This is a genomic window from Arthrobacter sp. MSA 4-2 (assembly GCF_016405885.1).
In the GTDB taxonomy this organism is placed as follows: Bacteria; Actinomycetota; Actinomycetes; order Actinomycetales; family Micrococcaceae; genus Arthrobacter_D.
Genome location: NZ_JAEKGC010000005.1, coordinates 201095 through 221106, shown reverse-complemented (window position 1 = coordinate 221106; position 20012 = coordinate 201095). Strand labels below are relative to the sequence as shown.

11 protein-coding genes and 2 tRNA genes are annotated in these 20012 nt (G+C 69.0%); 8 read left to right on the top strand and 5 right to left on the bottom strand.

All coding sequences use genetic code 11. The features are described 5' to 3' along the window. Nucleotides 1-48 precede the first annotated feature (48 nt). Entirely contained in the window at nucleotides 49-4500 is a 4452-nt protein-coding gene (locus I6N91_RS07765) for an ExeM/NucH family extracellular endonuclease (protein ID WP_198812012.1), read from the top strand. A gap of 306 nt (nucleotides 4501-4806) precedes the next feature. On the opposite strand, the gene I6N91_RS07760 is transcribed toward I6N91_RS07765, so the two are convergent. Then, nucleotides 4807-6771, bottom strand: coding sequence for an FAD/NAD(P)-binding protein (locus I6N91_RS07760; protein ID WP_198812011.1), 1965 nt, complete (start codon nucleotides 6769-6771; stop codon nucleotides 4807-4809). 85 nt (nucleotides 6772-6856) lie between these two features. Here I6N91_RS07760 and I6N91_RS07755 point away from each other — a divergent pair, with 85 nt between their 5' ends. Together I6N91_RS07755 and I6N91_RS07750 are read left to right on the top strand one after the other, a co-directional pair. Then, nucleotides 6857-8938 (top strand): prolyl oligopeptidase family protein, encoded by a 2082-nt coding sequence (locus I6N91_RS07755; protein WP_198812010.1) that lies wholly within the window; start codon nucleotides 6857-6859, stop codon nucleotides 8936-8938. A gap of 108 nt (nucleotides 8939-9046) precedes the next feature. Next, nucleotides 9047-9134: transfer RNA gene (locus tag I6N91_RS07750), tRNA-Ser, on the top strand. 125 nt (nucleotides 9135-9259) lie between these two features. On the opposite strand, the gene I6N91_RS07745 is transcribed toward I6N91_RS07750, so the two are convergent. Further along, entirely contained in the window at nucleotides 9260-11374 is a 2115-nt protein-coding gene (locus tag I6N91_RS07745) for a RecQ family ATP-dependent DNA helicase (RefSeq protein WP_198812009.1), read from the bottom strand. 98 nt (nucleotides 11375-11472) lie between these two features. On the opposite strand from I6N91_RS07745, the gene I6N91_RS07740 reads away from it, so the two are divergent. The 3 genes from I6N91_RS07740 (at nucleotide 11473) to I6N91_RS07730 (ending at nucleotide 14555) form a co-directional block, all read left to right on the top strand. Continuing rightward, entirely contained in the window at nucleotides 11473-12879 is a 1407-nt protein-coding gene (locus tag I6N91_RS07740; RefSeq protein ID WP_198812008.1) for a phosphomannomutase/phosphoglucomutase, read from the top strand. 65 nt (nucleotides 12880-12944) lie between these two features. Beyond that, entirely contained in the window at nucleotides 12945-13958 is a 1014-nt protein-coding gene (locus tag I6N91_RS07735; protein ID WP_198812007.1) for a pirin family protein, read from the top strand. 216 nt (nucleotides 13959-14174) lie between these two features. Continuing rightward, a complete protein-coding gene (locus I6N91_RS07730; RefSeq protein WP_198812006.1) occupies nucleotides 14175-14555 on the top strand; it encodes a co-chaperone YbbN in 381 nt (126 codons plus the stop codon). 95 nt (nucleotides 14556-14650) lie between these two features. Here I6N91_RS07730 and I6N91_RS07725 read toward each other — a convergent pair whose 3' ends face one another. Next, on the bottom strand, nucleotides 14651-16537 hold the full coding sequence (locus tag I6N91_RS07725) for a phosphoenolpyruvate carboxykinase (GTP) (protein ID WP_198812005.1): 1887 nt from the start codon (nucleotides 16535-16537) through the stop codon (nucleotides 14651-14653). A 292-nt stretch (nucleotides 16538-16829) separates the two neighbouring features. Between I6N91_RS07725 and I6N91_RS07720 the strand changes: the two genes are divergently transcribed. Together I6N91_RS07720 and I6N91_RS07715 are read left to right on the top strand one after the other, a co-directional pair. Then, nucleotides 16830-16902, top strand: a tRNA-Arg gene (locus I6N91_RS07720). 135 nt (nucleotides 16903-17037) lie between these two features. Further along, nucleotides 17038-18456 (top strand): NAD(P)/FAD-dependent oxidoreductase, encoded by a 1419-nt coding sequence (locus tag I6N91_RS07715; protein ID WP_198812004.1) that lies wholly within the window; start codon nucleotides 17038-17040, stop codon nucleotides 18454-18456. A gap of 3 nt (nucleotides 18457-18459) precedes the next feature. On the opposite strand, the gene I6N91_RS07710 is transcribed toward I6N91_RS07715, so the two are convergent. Together I6N91_RS07710 and I6N91_RS07705 are read right to left on the bottom strand one after the other, a co-directional pair. Beyond that, nucleotides 18460-18999 (bottom strand): histidine phosphatase family protein, encoded by a 540-nt coding sequence (locus tag I6N91_RS07710; protein WP_198812003.1) that lies wholly within the window; start codon nucleotides 18997-18999, stop codon nucleotides 18460-18462. Nucleotides 19000-19057: 58 nt separating this feature from the next. After that, entirely contained in the window at nucleotides 19058-19879 is an 822-nt protein-coding gene (locus tag I6N91_RS07705) for a winged helix-turn-helix domain-containing protein (RefSeq protein ID WP_198812002.1), read from the bottom strand. Nucleotides 19880-20012 lie beyond the last annotated feature (133 nt).

Here is a 20012-nt window from a genome sequence, read left to right as displayed (position 1 = left end):
CGGACTCACCGGCTGAACACCAGCCAGTCTCAAGGAGAGTTCTACCGAATGATCAATTCGCCATGGAAAGGCGCGCTGTGCTCGGTGCTGACGGTGGGACTGCTCGCCGCGCCCGCAGCAGCACTCCCGGCAAGCGCCGAGGAAACGACCCCGGCCAGCACGGGCGGCGTCGTCATCAACGAAGCGTATGTGACAGGCGGCAGCACCGGCGCGCCGTACGTCAACAAGTTCGTTGAGCTGTACAACCCCACCAATGCCCCCGTCACCGTCGACGGGTGGTCCCTGCAGTACCGGTCCGCGACCGGCACCGCCGCACCCACCGGCATTACTCCACTGACCGGCACCATCCCCGCCAAGGGGTACTTCCTGGTACAGGGCTCGAGCAATGGAACGGCCGGCCAGGCCCTCCCCGCTCCGGACATCAAGGGCTCAATCAACACCAGCGGAAGCTCCGGCACGATCCTCCTGGCCCGCCAGGCCACCACCGTGAACCCGCTGCCCACCGAGTCCGTCGTCGGCCACGCCGCAGTGGTGGACCTGCTGGGTTACGGGACCTCCAACACCTTCGAGGGCGCTCGGGCGACCGGCCCGAGCGGCGGACAGAGCTCGATGAACCGCACCAACGGTGCCGACACCAACAGCAACGCCACCGACTTCACCCTGGCGACGACGGTGACGCCCACCAACTCCACCGGGACGGCGACGCCGCCTCCCGTGGATCCGCCGGTCGAACCTCCGGTACCGGGGCAGGTCGTCCCCATCCGCGAGATCCAGGGCACGGGCACCGAAACCCCGCTCAAGGGGACCACGGTGACGACCCGCGGCAAGGTCACCGCCGCCTACCCCACCGGCGGTCTCGCCGGCTTCTACCTGCAGACCGCGGGAACCTCAGCGGCCGAGGGGCAGAACGCCTCGGACGCCATCTTCGTCTACTCCCCGGCCACCGTCGGCTCCGTTGCCGCCGGCGACTTCGTCGAGGTCACCGGAACGGCCGGCGAGTTCTTCGGCCTGACCCAGCTCACCGTCGCGGCCGGTGGAACCACGAAGCTCGCCGAACCGGCCGAGGAGGTCAAGGCCGCGGCACTGCCGCTGCCCGCCACCGACGCCGCACGCGAAGCCTACGAGGGCATGCTCTTCCAGCCCGCCGGCGACTTCACGGTCACCGACAACTACGCGCTCAACCAGTACGGCGAAATCACCCTCGCCGCCGGCACCACACCGCTGCTGCAGCCCACCGAGGCCGCGGCACCGGGAACGCCGGAGAACGCCGCCATCGCCGCGGACAACGCCGCCCGCCGGATCGCGCTCGACGACGGCGCGACGACGAACTTCTTCAACGACGCCAACCGCGGCAAGCCGCTTCCGTACCTCACCGTGGACCAGCCGGTCCGGGTGACGTCGAACGCCAAGTTCACCTCGCCCGTCGTGCTCGACTACCGCAACACCGCCTGGAAGTTCCAGCCGCTCACGGAACTGACGCCCGCCAACGCCGGCGCCGTCCAGCCGGTGGCCTTTACCGGCGAGCGCCCGGCGAGCCCGAAGGACGTCAAGGGCTCGCTGAAGCTCGCGTCGTTCAATGTGCTCAACTACTTCTCCACCACAGGGGACCAGGTCGCCGGCTGCACCTTCAACAACGACCGCTCGGGCAACCCCATTACGGTGCGCGGGGGCTGCGACGTGCGCGGCGCGGCGAACGCCGAGAACTTCGAGCGCCAGGAAGCCAAGATCGTCAAGGCGATCACCGGTCTCGGCGCCGACGTCGTGAGCCTCGCCGAGGTCGAGAACTCGGCCAAGTTCGGCAAGGACCGCGACAGCGCCCTGGCGACGCTGACCGCGGCGCTGAACGAGCAGACGCCGGGGGTCTGGGACTACGTCCGCTCCCCCGCGGCGCTGCCGGCGCTGGAGAACGAGGACGTCATCCGCACCGCCTTCATTTACAAGTTGGCCGCGGCCAAGCCCATCGGCGACTCGGTCATCCTCGATGACAACACCGCCTTCGCAAACGCCCGCAAGCCCCTCGCGCAGGCCTTCGAGACCGTCGACGGCGGCGAGGAGAGCCGCTTCCTCGCCATCACCAACCACTTCAAATCCAAGGGCTCCGGCCCGCGGACCGGGGAGAACGCCGACTCCGGTGACGGCCAGGGCGCCTGGAACGCCGCCCGCGTCCTTCAGGCCCGCGCCCTCGTCGAGTTCGCCGACCGGCTCAAGACCGAGGCCGGCACCGACAAGGTGTTCCTGACCGGAGACTTCAATTCCTACTCCGCCGAGGACCCGATGCGGGTGCTCTACGACGCCGGATACGTCAACCAGGGCATCAAGACCGGCGGCCACTCGTACGTGTTCGGCGGACTGGTCGGCTCGCTCGACCACATCCTCGCCTCCCCGGCGGCCGACGCCACCGTGGCAGGAGTGGACACCTGGAACATCAACGCCGTCGAATCCGTCGCGCTTGAGTACAGCCGCTACAACAACAACATCACCAACTACTACGCGCCCGATCCCTACCGCTCCAGCGACCACGACCCGGTGATCGTCGGAATGGACCTGGGCGACGGCACGAGCGAGCTGAACCTGCTCAACATCAACGATTTCCACGGGCGCATCGACGCCAACACCGTGCGCTTCGCCGGCACCGTGGAGAAACTGAAGGCGGCCTTCCCCGAAGGCAGCTCGGCGTTCCTCTCGGCCGGAGACAACATCGGCGCGTCGCTGTTCGCCTCGTCGCTGCAGCAGGACAAGCCGACCCTGGACGTCCTCAACGCCCTCGACCTGCGCGCCTCCGCCGTCGGCAACCACGAGTTCGACGGCGGCCTGCAGGATCTTCTCGGCCGGGTCGACGACGCCGCTGACTTCCCGTACCTCGGCGCGAACGTCTACGCCAAGGGCACCCAGGACCCGGTGCTCGACGAGTTCACCCTGCTTGAGCTCGACGGGGTCGACGTCGCCGTCATCGGTGCCGTCACCGAATCCACGGCCACCCTGGTGAGCCCGGGCGGCATCGCCGACATCGAATTCGGGGACCCGGTTGAAGCCGTCAACCGCGTCGCGAAGGAGATCGAGGCGCAGGATCTCGCCGACGTCATCATCGCCGAGTACCACGACGGCGCCGGGGACGGCGTCGTCGAGGGCGGGACCATCGAGGAGGAGGTCGCGGCCGGCGGAGCGTTCGCCGACATCGTCACCCTCACGGACCCGCTCGTCGATGCCATCTACACCGGGCACACCCACAAGCAGTACGCGTGGGATGCACCCATTCCGGGCGTCGAGGGCAAGACCCGCCCGATCCTGCAGACCGGGTCCTACGGCGAGTTCATCGGTCAGATCACCCTGACCGTCGACAGCGCGACCGGCGACGTCGAGTCGTACACGGCCCGCAACGTCGCCCGCACCACGGAGGCGAACGACACCCTCGTCGCCACCTACCCGCGGGTCGCGGAGGTCAAGCGCATCGTCGATGCGGCCCTGGCCCAGGCGGCCGTCATCGGCAGCCAGCCGGTGGCATCCGTGACGGCGGACATCACGACCGCCTTCACCGGGACCACCCGTGACGACCGGTCCTCGGAATCGACGCTGGGCAACCTCGTCGCTGACTCCCTCAAGGCGAGCCTCTCCGCCCCCGAGCGTGGCGGTGCCGAGATCGGAATCTCGAACCCCGGTGGACTGCGCAACGAGCTGTACTACGGAGCCGACGGCGTCATCACCTACGCCGAGGCCAACGCGGTGCTGCCGTTCGTCAACAACCTCTGGACCACCACGCTGACGGGAGCGCAGCTCACCGCGCTGCTCGAACAGCAGTGGCAGCCCGAGGGCAGCTCACGGTCGTTCCTGGCCCTGGGCCTTTCGGACAACGTGAGCTACACCTACGACCCGGCCCGCGAGCGCGGCTCACGGATCACCTCGGTCACCGTGAACGGGGAACCCCTCGACCCGGCCCGCGGCTACCGGATCGGCACGTTCAGCTTCCTGGCGCAGGGCGGCGACAACTTCACCGCCTTCAAGGAGGGCACCGATGTGCGCGACTCGGGTCTGGTTGACCGCGACGCCTGGATTTCCTACCTGAAGTCCAACAGCCCGCTGTCGCCGTCCTTCGACCGCCGCGGCGTGATCGTGCAGAACGCGCCGACGACGGTCCAGGCCGGTGGCCAGGCCTCCTTCACGGTGTCGAAGCTGGACCTGACCTCACTCGGAAGCCCCGTGAACACTTCGCTCAACGCGGCGTATGTCGGAGCTGACGGCGTCCGCGTCGACCTCGGGAACACCCCGGTCACGGCCGGGGCGGCCGCCGTCACGGTCACCATCCCGACGACGGCGAACGGAGCCGGGCGGATCGTCCTCACCGCCGCTGAATCGAAGACCACGGTGACGCTGTTCGTCACGGCCGAACCCGTCGTCGTCGAGAAGCCGGTGTGCGGCAAGGGCGATGGGCCCAAGACCGACAAGCCGGTCAAGGGCGACGACAAGTCGGGCAGCAAGAAGTGCACCCCTCCGGGCCGCAGCTGACGGTTCCAGCCCTGACGTAAACCTCCGGGCCTGCGCGGTGATCCGTGCAGGCCCGGAGGTGTTTAAGGGCCGGGCCACGCCGTCGGGCCGCTCGCACCACCGCCGAAACTGCAGCTAACCACCCTTCGGGCGGCGCGAAGCGTGGTGATCTGCACACTCGGCGAGGTGCGGGGAGGGCAATGCCGCCGTGCGGGGGCATCGGGGCGGTCTGGGGCTCCGCCGTCGGGCCGTCCGTACCACCGCCGAAACTGCAGCTAACCACCCTCTGGGCGGCGCAAAGCGTGGTTAGCTGCACACTCGGCGAAGCTAGGCGCGGGAATCCGCCGCCTGCAGGTCCGGGGAGTCCCGGAAGGAGGCGATCAGCGCCTCCGCAATCGCGTCGGCGTCCTGCAGGGTGCGTGCTCCCGCATTGAGGGAGGCCCCGGCCTCGGCGGCGATCGCCGTGCCCCACTGCACCGAGGCGAGCTGCAGCCCGCACACGTACAGCCCGGGCTGCGCTTCGCCGGTGCCGCTCAGCGGCCGGTAGGGCGGCAGCGTCACATCCAGTCCGGCCGAGACGACGGGCACCCCATCCTCGGCCATCCGCAGGTGGGGACGCACCACGCCCTCCTCGAGCATCTGCCGCATCAGCACGGACAGGCTCGTCGACACCTGGTTCGCCGGCATCATCGCCTCGACCAGATACCCGGCAGTGAATCCCGGGTCGCCGACCCACGGCGAGGAGGCCCGGAAAACCCCGTCGTCGGGGTCGAGGGCGAACAGCGGGTTGGGCCCGACGAACCGCACCAGGTCGGCCCGGACCAGGGCCGCGAGCTGCGCGATGCGAAGCGGCGGCGGCCCGCTGGCAAGGCCCTCGACGAGCGGCTCGAACCAGCCGCGCAGCTCGGCGTACCAGCCGGAATCGGTGAGCCCGCCGTCGGCGACGACCTGCTTGATTACGGTCCGGCCGGCGTTCATCGCCCCGATCGCCATCTTGAGCGGGTCGTCCTCCCCGCGGGCGGAACCGGCGGCGTCCTCATCGAGGTACTCCAGCACTGCCTCGGTCAGGGCGGCGCTGTCGGCGAAGTGCCGGCCGGCGAACGGCTGCGCCAGGGCTTCGACGTTCAGCTGCAGCTCCGCCGGCACGTTCCGGTCAAGGAACTCCTGAAGTGCGGGCAGCCACCCCGGACCGGCGATATCCAGGGCGGTCCGCAGCTCGTCCAGCGCGGCGTCGGCCGGGCGGAGGAAGGCGTCGGGCCGGACGCGGGCGAGGGTGCGGTAGTACGCCGCGAGGACGTCGCGGTGCAGCAGCGGCCAGACGTCGTGGTCGAATCCGGGCTGAATGCCGGCCTCCGCAAAGGCGCCGAGGGTCTCGACGGTGCAGTAGGAGAGGTTCACGCTGCGGGGGATGTAGCTCGTAATGGCGGCCTTCGCCCGGTAGGGGACGCCGCGGCGGGAGGCCGCGATCAGCACCGGCTCGCGCCCTGACGGCGTGTAGGCGAGCCGGCCGCTCCCGTAGTCGGTGAACCGGCCGCCGCGGCCTTCGGTCAGCTGGATCATGATGTCGAAGAAGTTGAGCCCAAGCCCCCGCACGAGCACGTTCTTGCCTGCGGGCAGCCGCTTCCAGTCAAGATCCCCCGGCACGGCGGGCGGCCAATATTGAAGCCCGAACCGCGCCGCGCCGTCCTGCAGCACGCCCTGCTCGGGGTTGAGGCGTGCGGGTAGGTGCCCGAGGGCAAGGACGACCCCGTCGACGCCGAGGACCTCTCCCCCGTCGAGCTCCAGCTCCCACCGGACACCGGCACGGCGCAGCGAAAGCGCCTCCCGCCGGTGGTGGATCACCGTCACGCCCTCGCCGGGATCGGCGGTCAGCGCCGCATAGACCCAGGCGAGGTAGCGCCCGTAAAGCGCGCGGCTGGGGAACCCGGCGCTGCCGACCCGCGCGGCTTCGGCGGTCTCCTCCGGGGTCAGGCCCTCAACGCCGCCGGCCGCAGCCAGTGCGCGCCAGGAGTCGAAGTCGAACGGCACGGGCGACGCCGGAACCTCCGCCGCCGCCTCGCCGACCGGCACCACCGTGGGAAAAAGGGAGGGGGTGTTCATCAGGGACAGTCGCGACTGATCGGTTCGCCAGACGTGCCCCGGCCCCGGGTCGAACGGGTCCACAACGTGGATGGTGAGGGGCTCCTGGGGGCCCACAAAGGCCTTCCGATGCGCTATGAGGCGCTCCAGGACGGAGGTGCCGCGGGGCCCGCCACCGATAACGGCAACTTCCGCGCCCTCCATGCTGATCATGGTCCAAGCCTATCGAACCGGCCGGGGTGGTCCCGGCGGGCCGCCACCGCCACCCGCCGGGGATGGCACTGCTTAGGATGGCATCATGAACAGCGAACCCGAGCAGACCACCGCCGACGACGAGTTCATGTGGCTCGAGGACATCTACGGCGAGCGCCCGCTCGAGTGGGTGCGGTCACAGAACGCGGTCACCGAGGGAATGCTCATCGATCCGGGTTTCCTCACGCTTGAGGGCGGCGTGCTCGAGGTTCTCGACTCCACCGACCGGATCCCGATGGTGGCCAAGCGCGGCAACCACTACTACAACTTCTGGCGCGATGCCGCCCACCCCAAAGGCCTGTGGCGGCGCACCAGCTGGGAGAGCTACAGCACCGAGGACCCCGAGTGGGAGATCCTGCTCGACGTCGATGCCCTGAGTGCGTCCGAGGGGACCGAGTGGGTGTGGGGCGGGGCCCTCTTCCTCCGCCCCCCGGAGGGGCAGGAGTACAACCGCGCGCTGGTCGTGCTCTCCCCCGACGGCGGCGACGCCGCCCGCTACCGGGAGTACGACGTCGTGACCCGGTCCTTTATCGAGGGCGGCTTCGACATTCCGACGGCGAAGAGCCGGATCAGCTGGGCCGGCCCGGATGCGCTGTACGTGGGCACGGACTTCGGCCCGGGCTCCATGACGTCGAGTTCCTACCCGCGCACCGTGCGCACCCTCACCCGCGGCTCCGACCTCTCCGACGCCGAGCTCTACTTCGAGATTCCCGCCGAGCACATGATGGCGGTCGTGGTCCACGATTCGACACCCGGGTTCGAGCGGGACATCGCCATGGACACCATCGACTTCTACTCCCACCGCACCCACATCCGGCGCGGCGGGGAGTGGGTGCAGCTGGACCTGCCCGACGACGTCAACGTCTCGCTCCACCGCGAGTGGATGGTGCTGCGTCCGCGGACCGACTGGACCGTCGCCGGCACCACGTTCCCGGCCGGATCACTGCTCGTCATCGGCCTCGAGGACTTCCTCGCCGGTGACCGGTCACTGCGGGTGCTCTTCACGCCCGACGCCTCCACGTCGCTGCAGTCCTGGAGCTGGACCCGGAACTACCTCCTGCTGAACCTGCTCCGCGATGTCTCTTCGGAGATCCTCATCCTGAACCCGGCCGACGGGTGGTCCGCGGAGTCCCTCGACGCCCCGGCCCTCCACACGGTCGACGCCTATGCCGTGGACGACGAGGACGAGGAGGCCGGCGACGACTACTGGCTGGTCTCGACAGGTTTCCTCACCCCGTCCACCCTGAGCCGCGGCACCATCGGCTCGGCCCACCGGCCGGTGAAGGCCACCCCCTCCTTCTTCGACGAGGAGGCGTACGCCGTGGAGCAGCACTTCGCGCTGTCCGCGGACGGCACCAAGGTCCCCTACTTCCAGGTCGCGGCGAAGGACCTGGTGCTCGACGGCGCGAATCCGACACTCCTCTCGGGCTACGGCGGCTTCGAGCACGCCCTGACTCCTGCCTACAGCGGGGTCATCGGCAGGGGCTGGCTCGAGCGCCGCACGCCCGACGGCCGCGCCGGGGTGTACGTGCTGGCGAACATCCGCGGCGGCGGCGAGTACGGCCCCGGCTGGCATGCCGCGGCGCTGCGGGAGAATCGGCACCGTGCCTACGAGGACTTCGCCGCCATCGCCCGCGACCTGGTGGAGCGGGGCGTCACCGTGCCGGCGCTGCTGGGCTGCACCGGCCGCAGCAACGGCGGCCTGCTGGTGGGCAACATGCTCACCAGCTACCCGGAGCTGTTCGGCGCGATCTCCTGCGGCGTGCCGCTGCTGGACATGCGCCGCTACACCAAGCTCTCCGCCGGGTTTTCCTGGATCGCCGAGTACGGCGACCCGGATCAGCCTGAGCAGTGGGAGTTCATCCGCACCTTCTCCCCCTACCACCTGCTGCGCGAGGGGGTGGACTACCCCAAGACCCTGATCTGGACCGCGACGAGCGATGACCGGGTGGGGCCGGTGCAGGCCCGCAAGATGGCGGCTCGGATGGAGGCCCTGGGCGTGAAGGACGTCTGGTTCCACGAGGCGCTCGAGGGCGGCCACGCCGGGGCCTCGGACAACCGCCAGGCCGCCCGCATGCACGTGATGTCGTACGAGTTCCTGTGGAAGGCGCTGACCAAATCCCTGTAGCAAGAAGTCCGGTCCGCCGCCCGTCGGCCGCGCTGTCCGGGCAGCACGGGACTGTTTTGCTTGTGGATGCCCCTTCTGGGTAACCTTGGGTGGCTAGCAATAGCCGCTGGAGACGTGCCAGAGCGGCCGAATGGGCTTCACTGCTAATGAAGTGTGGGCCTAAAGCCTACCGGGGGTTCAAATCCCCCCGTCTCCGCTTGAAGACCCCCGTGTTTACGGGGGTCTTTTTGTTTGTGTTCCCACAGCAGCGAAAAATGTTCCCCCAGCCCGGACCTCGCGTTTGAGGCAGGGCGCAACGCCCTTGCGGCGCAGCGCCCCGGTTCAGGCGCGCAGCGCCAGCGCGAAGGGCAGCACCGCTTCGGCACCGGCCTGCCGAAGGGCCCGCCCGGCCACGGTGAGGGTCCACCGGCTGTCCGCGAGGTCGTCGACCAGCAGCACGGGCCCGGGATTCGCGGCGAACCAGGCCGACCCCTCCGCCGGCACCTGGAAGCGGTCCCACACCGAGGCGAGCCGGAAGGCGCTGTTCCCGCCGGGCCCACCCTCGGGCCAGCCGTTGGGCGTGCCCAGCGTCCCCAGATACGGGATCCGGCCGACCCCGGCGAGGGCCTGGGCGAGGGACCCGATCAGCTCGGGGTGCCGCCGGGACGGCATCCCCACGACGGCGACCGGCCGGGCCTCCCAGTTCCACTGGGCGAGGACCTTGATGCACGCTTCGATGACGCCGGGCTCCAGCGGGGCATCCGGGGTGGTGTCCGCAAGCAGGGTGCGCAGCTGGGTTCCCCAGCCGAGGTCGGTCATACGCGCCAAGGACCTGCCCGGGGCACTGACCTCGTCGGCCTTGAGCTTGCCCTTCACCGGCACGCCGAGCTTGTCCATGCCCGAGGGCCACTGCCCGCGCGGTTCGAGCTCCACACCGACCCTGCTCAGGGCCTGCTGGGCGTTATCGGAGGCGTCATGGTTCACCTCGTCGGAGTACCACCGGCCGGCGCAGTTGTCGCAGCGCCCGCAGGGGGCGGCCGTCGGGTCGTCGAGGGCGTGGGCGAGGAACTCCATCCGGCACCCGGAGGTGTTCTCGTAGTCGAGCATTGAGCGTTGTTCAGCGACGCGCGCCTGCTGGATGCGGGTGTAGCGGTCGGCGTCGTAGCCCCAGGGCTGCCCGGTGCTCTCCCACCCGCCGGTGACCTTGCGGACCGCTCCGTCGACGTCGAGCACCTTCAGCAGCAGCTCGAGCGGTGACCGTTTGAGGTTGACCCGCGCCTCAAGCGCCGGCGTGGACAGCACGGTGCCCGGCTCCAGGGCGGCAAGGACCCGCTGGGCGGCATGCTCGGAGGGCATTGAGGCGGTGGCGAAGTACTCCCAGATGTCGCGGTCCTCGGGCCCGGGCAGCAGCAGCACATCCGCGTTCGGGGTGCCGCGCCCGGCACGGCCCACCTGCTGGTAGTACGCCACCGGCGAGGAGGGCGCACCGAGATGGACGACGAATCCGAGGTCGGGCTTGTCGAAGCCCATCCCCAGGGCGCTGGTGGCGATCAGCGCCTTGACCTCGTTGTTCTTCAGGGCCGCTTCGGCCGCCTCCCGGTCCGCCGGGTCGGTGCGGCCGGTGTAGGCCCGCACGGGGTGGCCGTTCTCCCGCAGCAGGCGGGCGGTGTCCTCGGCCGCCGAGACGGTGAGGGTGTAGATGATGCCGCTGCCGGGCAGGTCGTCGAGGTGGGTGAGCAGCCAGGCCAGGCGGGAACGCGGGCTCGGCAGGCGGAGCACGCCCAGCCGCAGGGAATCCCTCGAGAGCCTGCCGCGCAGCGTGAAGACCTCGGTGCCGCCTGTGCCCAGCTGCTCCTCGACGTCGTGCACCACCCGGGTGTTCGCGGTGGCCGTGGTGGCAAGCACCGGCACCCCCTGCGGAAGGGTTCCAATGAGATCGCGCAGGCGGCGGTAGTCGGGACGGAAGTCATGGCCCCAGTCCGAGATGCAGTGGGCCTCGTCGATCACCAGGAGCCCGGTGCGCCGGATCAGTTCGGGAAGCTGCCGTTCCCGGAAGGCGGGGTTGTTCAGGCGCTCGGGTGAGACCAGCAGGACGTCGACCTGGTTCGCCTCGAGCCGCGCCGTCACCTCCTGCCACTCCGTCTGGTTGGCCGAGTTGATCACCTCCGCGCGGACACCGGCCCGGGCGGCGGCGGCCACCTGGTCGCGCATCAGGGCGAGCAGCGGGGACACGATAAGTGTGGGCCCGGCACCGCGCGAGCGCAGCAGCAGGCTCGCCACGAAGTAGACGGCGGACTTGCCCCAACCGGTGCGCTGGACCACCAGCGCGCGGCGGCCACCCTCGACCAGCGCCTGAATCGCCTCGAACTGTCCGTCGTGGAAGCGGGCATCCTCACGGCCCACGAGGGTGCGGAGAATTGCTGTCGCCTGGTCATACAGGGTGATCGTGTCGGCCATGGGCCAAGTATTCCAGCCGCCACCCCCGGAAAAAGACCGGCGGCAGGTATCTGCACAACTCTGGTGAGGGGCGGCGGGCCAGCCGATAGACTTCGGGCGTGAACACTTCCTCGGATCTCTCAGCGTCCTTCAAGGCCTACGACGTGCGCGGCATCGTCGGGGAGACGATCACCGTCGAGACGGTCACGGCGGTCGGTGCGGCCTTCGTGGATTCCCTCGGTCTCGCCGGACAGACCGTCCTCGTCGGCGGGGACATGCGGCCCTCCTCCCCCGAGTTCTGCAGCGCCTTCGCCAAGGGCGCCACCCGGCGCGGGGCGGATGTCCTGCTGCTCGACCTGATTTCCACGGATGAGCTGTACTTCGCCAGCGGGATGCTCAACGCCGCCGGGGTGACCTTCACCGCAAGCCACAATCCCGCCCAGTACAACGGGATGAAGATGACCCGCCCGGGCGCCGTCCCGGTCTCCTCGGAGACCGGCCTGTACGAGGTGCAGGCCCTCGCCGAGCAGTACCTCGACCGCGGCTTCATCCCCGCCGTCGAGGAGCCGGGCTCGATCGGGGTCCGCGACGTCCTCGAGGAGTACTCTCGGTTCCTGCGCGCGCAGGTCGACCTTTCCGCCTCGCGTCCGCTGAAGGTGGTGGTCGACGCCGGCAACGGGATGGCCGGGCTGACCACGCCTGCCGTGCTTGGGGACACGCTGCTGCCGGCCCTGCCGCTTGAGATCGTCCCGCTCTACTTTGAGCTCGACGGGACCTTCCCGAACCACCCCGCGAATCCGCTGGAACCCGAGAACCTGAGGGACCTGCAGGCCGCCGTGGTCGCGCACGGCGCCGACATCGGCCTCGCGTTCGACGGCGACGCCGACCGCTGCTTCGTCATCGACGAGAAGGGCGAGCCGGTCTCACCGAGCGCCATCACCGCGATGGTCGCCCGGCGCGAGATCGCGCGGGCCCGGGCCGACGGCGAAGAGACCCCCGTCATCATCCACAACCTGATCACCTCGCGCGCCGTCCCGGAACTTGTGCTCCGTGAAGGCGGCCGGCCGGTCCGCACCCGGGTGGGCCATTCCTTCATCAAGGCGCTCATGGCCCAGGAGGGTGCGGTGTTCGGCGGAGAACATTCGGCCCACTACTACTTCCGTGATTTTTGGTTCGCCGACACCGGAATGCTCGCCGCAATGCACGTCCTGGCGGCCCTTGGCGAGCAGGATGGCCCGCTGTCCGACCTGGGCCGCGAGTACGAACCGTATTTCTCCACGGGCGAGGTCAACTCGAAGGTCGCCGACGTGCCCGCGGCCATCGCCCGCGTCCGTGCCGAGTTCGAGAACGACGGCGTCAGCGTCGACACGCTTGACGGCGTCACCTTCACCGCCTCCTCCGGGAAGTGGTGGTTCAACCTGCGCCCCTCAAACACTGAGCCCTATCTTCGGCTCAATGCCGAAGCGGTGGATCCGGAAACGCTCCACGATCTCGCCGACCGGGTTCTGGCCCTGGTCCGCCGCTGAACCGGCGGCACCCGGAAGCGGACGGCCCTCAGGCGGCCGCTTCGCACCCCTGATGGAGAACACCAATGAGCAACCTCGAACTCGATCCAACGCCCGTTGTGTGCAGCAGCGGGGATGACGCGCGATGCCGCGTCGACATCCTGCAGCCGCGCGAGGTCCCGCTCGGGGGTCCCCGCGCCATGGGCGTGCGGCGCACGCTGCCCCAGCGGAACCGGTCACTGATCGGCGCCTGGTGCTTCCTTGACCACTACGGGCCCGAGCCGGTGCGCGAAGCGGGCGGGATGTCGGTCCCCCCGCACCCGCACACCGGGCTCCAGACCGTAAGCTGGCTCTTCGCCGGCGAGATCGAGCACCGCGACAGCGCCGCCAACCACGCGTTCATCCGGCCGGGCGAGCTGAACCTCATGACCGCGGGGTCGGGGATCTCCCACTCGGAGGTGGCGACCTCCGCGGCCCCGGTGATGCACGGCGTCCAGCTGTGGCTTGCCCTTCCCGACGCCTTCCGGCACACCGGACGCGGCTTCGAGCACTACGCCCCGGAACCGGTCTCCGGCGACGGCTACACGCTCTCGGTGTTCCTGGGCAGCTTCGGTGGGTCTACATCACCCGTCACCACCTACTCGCCCCTGCTGGGCGCCGAGCTCCGGCTCGCGGCGGGGCGGAGAGTCTCCTTCGACGTTTCCCCGGAGTTCGAGCACGGCATCCTCCTCGACAGCGGAGGCCTTGAGATCAATGGCACGCCGGTCGCGGCGGGCGAACTCGCCTACCTCGCCCCCGGGGAGGCAGCCGTGGAGCTCACCGCCACGGCGGATGGGCCGGCCCGGCTGCTCGTCATCGGCGGGGAGCCGTTCGGCGAGGACATCGTGATGTGGTGGAACTTCGTCGGCCGGACCCACGAGGAGATCGTGGAGTTTCGGGCCGCGTGGACCGCCGAAGTCGAGGCCGGCACGGCGCCCGCGGACGGCGCGCCGCGCTTCGGTCTTCCCGAGGAACACGGGCTGCGGCCCCTCCCTGCGCCGGTGCTTCCCACCTCGCGCCTGCGCCCACGGCAGGGGGACGGCGGGCGGCGGATCCGCTGAGTCCGGCAAGCAACCTCGAATCGACCTCACGCTTGGGATTTGCTTAAGTCGTGAGAACCGGATAATCTTTGATGCAGTTTCAGCTGTCTCCTGTGTGCGGCGGGACGCAGGTATCCGCGTTTCCGCCCGGATTCCGAAATCTGCGGGCTCCTCGGGCAGCACCCGGGCCGCCACCGCTGCAGCCGCACCTATCCACCCCACCCAAGGAGTTCCCCCATGGCAACCATCGACATCACCGAGGCAAGCTTCCCCGAGACCATCGAGAACAACGACATTGTGTTCGTCGATTTCTGGGCCGGTTGGTGCGCCCCGTGCACCCGGTTCGCCCCCGTCTACGACGCCGCCTCCAAGGAGCATGAGGACGTCGTCTTCGCCAAGGTCGACACCGAGGCCGAGCAGTCCCTCGCGGCCGCCGCGGGGATCACCTCGATCCCGACCTTGATGGCGTTCCGCGAGAACGTGCTCGTCTTCTCCCAGCCCGGCGCGCTGAACTCCTCGCAGTTCTCCGAGCTCGTCGACGCCGTCAAGGGCCTGGACATGAAGGCAGTCCACGAGCAGGTCGCCCAGCAGCAGGCCGCCGAGCAGAACGCCAACTGACCCGCCTCACCCGCGCCGGTTCAACACCACGAAGCCCCCGTCTCCGGAATGGAGACGGGGGCTTCGTCGTGTTCGGCTGAGCCTCAGCCGAGGGTTCAGCTCAGCTGGAAGCGTTCCTTGAGCTCGGTCAGCTGGCCTCGCAGTTCATCGGGCAGGGATTCGCCGAAGCGGTCGTACCACTCCTCGATCCCCTGGAGTTCCGCGGCCCATTCGGCGGAGTCGACGTGGACGGCCGCCTCCACCTCCGCCGGGGTCATATCCAGCCCGGTCAGGTCAAGGGCGTCAGGGGTGGGAACGAACCCGATCGGGGTCTCGATCGCGTCGGCGGTTCCCTCGATGCGTTCGATGACCCACTTGAGCACCCGGGAGTTGTCCCCAAATCCGGGCCATGCGAATCCGCCGTCGGCCGTGCGCCGGAACCAGTTGACGAGGAAGATCTTGGGCAGCCGCTCCTGGTCCGCCTTGGAGCTCAGGGTGATCCAGTGCTTCAGGTAGTCACCGGCGTCGTAGCCGATGAAGGGAAGCATGGCCATCGGGTCACGGCGCACCAGCCCGACCTCGCCGGCGGCCGCCGCCGTGGTCTCGGAGGAGAGCGTCGAACCCATGAAGATGCCGTTCGCCCAGTCGCGCGACTGGGTGACCAGCGGCACGGTGGTCTTGCGCCGGCCACCGAAGAGGATGGCCGAGAGTTCGACGCCGTCGGGCCGGTAGTATTCCTCGGCCAGCATGTCGATCTGGTCGATGGGGGTGCAGAACCGGGAGTTGGGGTGCGCCGCGGGCTCTCCGGATTCGGGGGTCCAGTCGTTGCCCCGCCAGTCGGTGAGGTGCGCGGGCGTCTCGTCGGTCATGCCCTCCCACCAGACGCCGCCGTCATCGGTGAGCGCGACATTGGTGAAGATCGAGTTGCCCTTGGCGATGGCGCGCATGGCGTTCGGGTTGGTCCCCCAGCCGGTGCCCGGCGCGACGCCGAACAGGCCGGCCTCGGGATTGACCGCCCGAAGCTCCCCCTCCTTGCCGAAGCGCATCCAGGTGATGTCGTCGCCGAGGGTTTCGACCTTCCATCCCTCGATGGTGGGGTCGAGGAGTGCGAGGTTCGTCTTCCCGCACGCCGAGGGGAAGGCCGCCGACAGGTAGTAGCTCTTGTTCTGTGGAGAGGTGAGCTTGAGGATCAGCATGTGCTCGGCCAGCCAGCCCTCGTCACGGGCCATGACCGAGGCGATTCGGAGGGAATAGCACTTCTTGCCCAGCAGGGCGTTGCCGCCGTAGCCGGAGCCGAAGGACCAGATCGAACGCTCCTCGGGGAAGTGGACGATCCACTTATCGTCGTTGCACGGCCAGGGGACATCGGCCTCACCCTCGGCCAGCGGCGCGCCCAGGGAGTGAAGGGCGGGGACGAAGTCTGCGTCGAGCTCGGTCATGCGGTTCAGCACGTCCGTGCCGATCCGGGCCATGATGCGCATTGAGGCCACCACGTAGGCGCTGTCGGTGATTTCCACCCCGAACTTGGGATCCTCGGCGTCGAGGTGGCCCATCACGAAGGGAATGACGTACATCGTCCGGCCGCGCATCGAGCCGTTGAAGAGGGTGCGCAGCTTGCCCTTCATCTCCGCCGGGTCCATCCAGTTATTGGTGAAGCCGGCCTCACGCTCGTCCTCGGAGCAGATGAAGGTCTGCTCCTCGACCCGGGCCACGTCCTTCGGGTCGGAGAAAGCGGCAAAGGAATTCGGGAAAGTGTCGGGGTTGAGGCGGACCAGCGTTCCGGCTTCGACGAGCTCGTCGGTGAGCCGGGTGTTCTCGGCCTCGGACCCATCCACCCAGTACACGCGGTCGGGCTTCGTGAGCTCGGCGGTTTCGGCAACCCAGGCGAGCAGGCGGGCGTGGGTGGTCGGCGCAGCGGCGCCGTCCGTGGCCGAAGCGGCGTGCCGGCCCGAGCCGGCACCTCCCTGATGACCCTGATCCTGCTGGCGCACGGGATTGCCCATTAGTCTTCCCTCCGTTGGGTGCGAGATGTGCTTCGATGCTAAAGGCGCGTAAAGGGCCGTCCGGGGCCTTTTTTCGCCACCGCCCCGACGCCCGTCGAACAAAAACCCTGTAATGACGCGGATCACAAAAAGATCCTACGCGCCTTATGTGATTAAGGTCACATAGACCGGTCTAGCCAAAACGAGGGCTCCCGCGCAATTAGGCGGTACCGCAATTTGCCTGTAAAGTTGTTCAAGGCCAAACAGCCACCCGGCAGGACAAGCAGCGTCACCGCTGAACTGCCCGCCGGATGCGTGCGTAGCTCAACGGATAGAGCATCTGACTACGGATCAGAAGGTTGGGGGTTCGAATCCCTTCGCGCGCACTGGAAAACGCAAAAAGCCCTGGCTACTGGCCGGGGCTTTTTCGTGCCCGCAATGGCCCATCTTCTGCACCGTAATGTTCCGCCCGCTCCGGCCGCTCCATTGCCTTGCCCACAAGCAGGTGCAAAGCTCTGCACATGAGCGAAGCGCAGGAAACCGATGTCATCGTAATTGGGGCCGGATCTTCGGGCGAGAACGTCGCCGGAAGGGTGGTGGCCGCCGGGCTGAGCGCGGTGCTGGTGGAATCCGAGCTCGTGGGCGGGGAGTGTTCCTACTGGGCGTGCATGCCCTCCAAGGCGCTGCTGCGCTCCGGGACCGTCCTCAACCGCGCCCGCGAGGTCTCCGGGGCCAAGGAGGCCGTCACCGGGAAGCTTGACGCGCAGCAGGTCCTCGAGCGGCGGACCCGCATGACCAACAACTGGGACGATACCTCGCAGGTGGACTGGGTCAACGGCGCCGGCATCACGCTGCTGCGGGGCGCGGCCCGCGTCTCGGGCGAGCGCACGGTTGAGGTGCAGCTCGACGGCGAGACCACCAGCGTCACCGCCCGCCACGCCGTGGTCTTCGCCACCGGCTCGACGCCGAACGTCCCGCCCGTGGAAGGCCTCGCCGGCCTCGACTACTGGGGAACCCGGGAAGCCACCTCGGCCAAGGAGGTGCCCGAGCGGCTTGTCGTCCTCGGCGGCGGGGTCTCCGGGGTGGAGCTCGCCCAGGCATTCGCCCGGCTCGGCTCCCGGGTCACTGTGGTGGCCCGCCACAAGCTCCTCAGCAACTACCCGCCGGAGGGCGTCAAGCTCGTCGAGAAGGGCCTGCGGCGGGACAACGTCGAAATCCTCACCGACACGGCCACCGAGTCCGTGCGGCTCGACGACGACGGCCGTTTCGTCCTAACCCTCGCCGGCAACCGACACGCGACCGGGGACAAGCTGCTCGTCTCCACCGGCAGGACCGCCAATACGAGGGGCCTTGGCCTCGAGGAGCTAGGCCTGGATCCCAAGACGCTGACCTTCGACCCCACCGGGCGGGCCGTGGACGGGCCCGCCTGGCTCTATGCAGTGGGGGATGCCGCAGGACAGGTGCTGCTTACCCACCAGGGTAAATACGAGGCGCGGGTCACCGCCGACGCGATCGTCGCACGTGCGGCGGGCACGCTGGGCGACACCGCGGAGGAATGGAGCAAGTACACCTCAACGGCCAATAAGTACGCGGTCCCCCAGGTGGTCTTCACCGATCCGGAGATCGCCATGGTCGGACGGACGGCCGAGGCGGCGCAGGCTGACGGCCTCCGGGTGTCCGAGACCTCGCTGCCCATCAATGTCGCCGGAACCTCGATCCACTCCGACAAGTACACCGGCTGGGCCACGATGGTCGTCGATGAGGACCGCAAGGTGATCGTCGGCGTCGCCTTCACCGGCCCGGACGTGGCCGAACTGCTGCACTCGGCGACCATCGCCGTCGTCGGGGAGGTTCCCCTGGACCGGCTGTGGCATGCGGTGCCGCCGTATCCCACGGTCAGCGAGGTGTGGCTGCGGCTGCTCGAGAAGTACGGGCTGTAGGACCTACCTGCTGGCGGAGTGCGCCCGCCGGACCACGAAATCCGTCACGGCGGCGTCCCGCCCGTCGAGTTCGGCCCAGTCGCGGTCGTGCTCCAGGACCGTCAGGCCCGCTGTGGGGTAGTGCGTCGCCATCTCCATCACGGCGTCTTCATTGGAATCGACCGAGGCGAGGCGCATCGCCAGGTCCTGCACGCCGGGCATATGGGCCACCACCAGTAGGCTCGTCACGGTTGAAGGCACCGCGTTGATCAGGGCGAGGATCTCAACCGCCCGTGCCGCGTAGAGCCCCTCCTCGAGCTTGGGGGTCGGTCCCTTGTCTCCCAGCTCCTTGCTGACCCAGGTGCACGTCTGCCGGGCCCGCAGGGCCGTGGAGCACAGAATCAGGTCGGGGACGGCGTCGTTCTCCACCATCCAGCGCCCGGCGAGCGGCGCATCAAGGTGCCCGCGTGAGCTGAGCGAACGCTCGTGGTCGGCCACTCCGGCCCCCCACTCCGCCTTCGCGTGGCGCAGCAGCATGAGCCGTTTCAGGTGATGGGATGCCATATGCCGAATCCTATCGGCCTCCCGGTCCGGGAGGCCGGGTGCGGGCGTCCGTCCCCGCCTAGATGGAGTATTCGGGGGCGGCCCAAACGATGACCTCGGGGTGGTCGTAGAACCGGTACCCCTGGCCGCGGACGGTGCGGACGGTGTTTGCGAGGCGTCCGAGCTTGGAGCGCAGCCGCCGGATGTGGACGTCGATGGTCCGCTCGTTGGGCACCTCGTCGGCGTTCCGCCACAGCCCGCTGAGCAGTTCCTCGCGGCACACGGTGCGGGCACCGTTCTCCACGAGGTAGTTGAGGAGCTCGAACTCCTTGAAGGTGAGGTTCAGGGCCTGGCCGTCGAGGTGCACCTCGCGGCGTGAGAGGTCGATCAGGACCCCGGTGGGCCGGGGTGCCTGGGCGTGGGGATGCACACCGTGGTGGTCGGGGCGGGGGCGGCGGACGGTGGGGTCACCGAGGGCCGCACGGACGACGTCGATGTCCGAACCCGGCGCGTCGGCCGGCGCGAGGGCCACGGCCGCATGGCTTTCCGCGGTGGGCACCAGCGAACGGACGTAGGACCGCACATCCTGGGCGAGCCGGGAGAGGGTGGTGCCGTTGGCGGCGGCCGTCTCCTCGTCGAGCGCGACGTACAGGACGAATCCCCGCGCACTGGTGTCCCCGGTAACGGCCTGCGGCCCGGGAACGCCGTTAGGCGTGACGACGGGGGTGGGCGCAGTAATCGGATGGGCCTCGGAGCCGACGGCCTGAAGCGGCCGGTACGACGGCGGGGCAGTGGGTGCGCCGGGGCCGTACGGGTAGCCCGAGCCGTACTGCGGCCTGGCCGCACCGCGGTTCTGCTGGGTTCGGAGGGAGATGTGGACGTAGCCCGAAGTTACTGACATGAAAACAACCTCAAAGTGGGTCGCCGTCGTAACGGCGCGAATGCCTGGGGGGAAGCCTGGCCCGGACGAAGCTGGGGTGGTGCCCGCCGTGGACCGGTGATGCAGAAACAGGTTGGGGTAGATCTGTTACGCG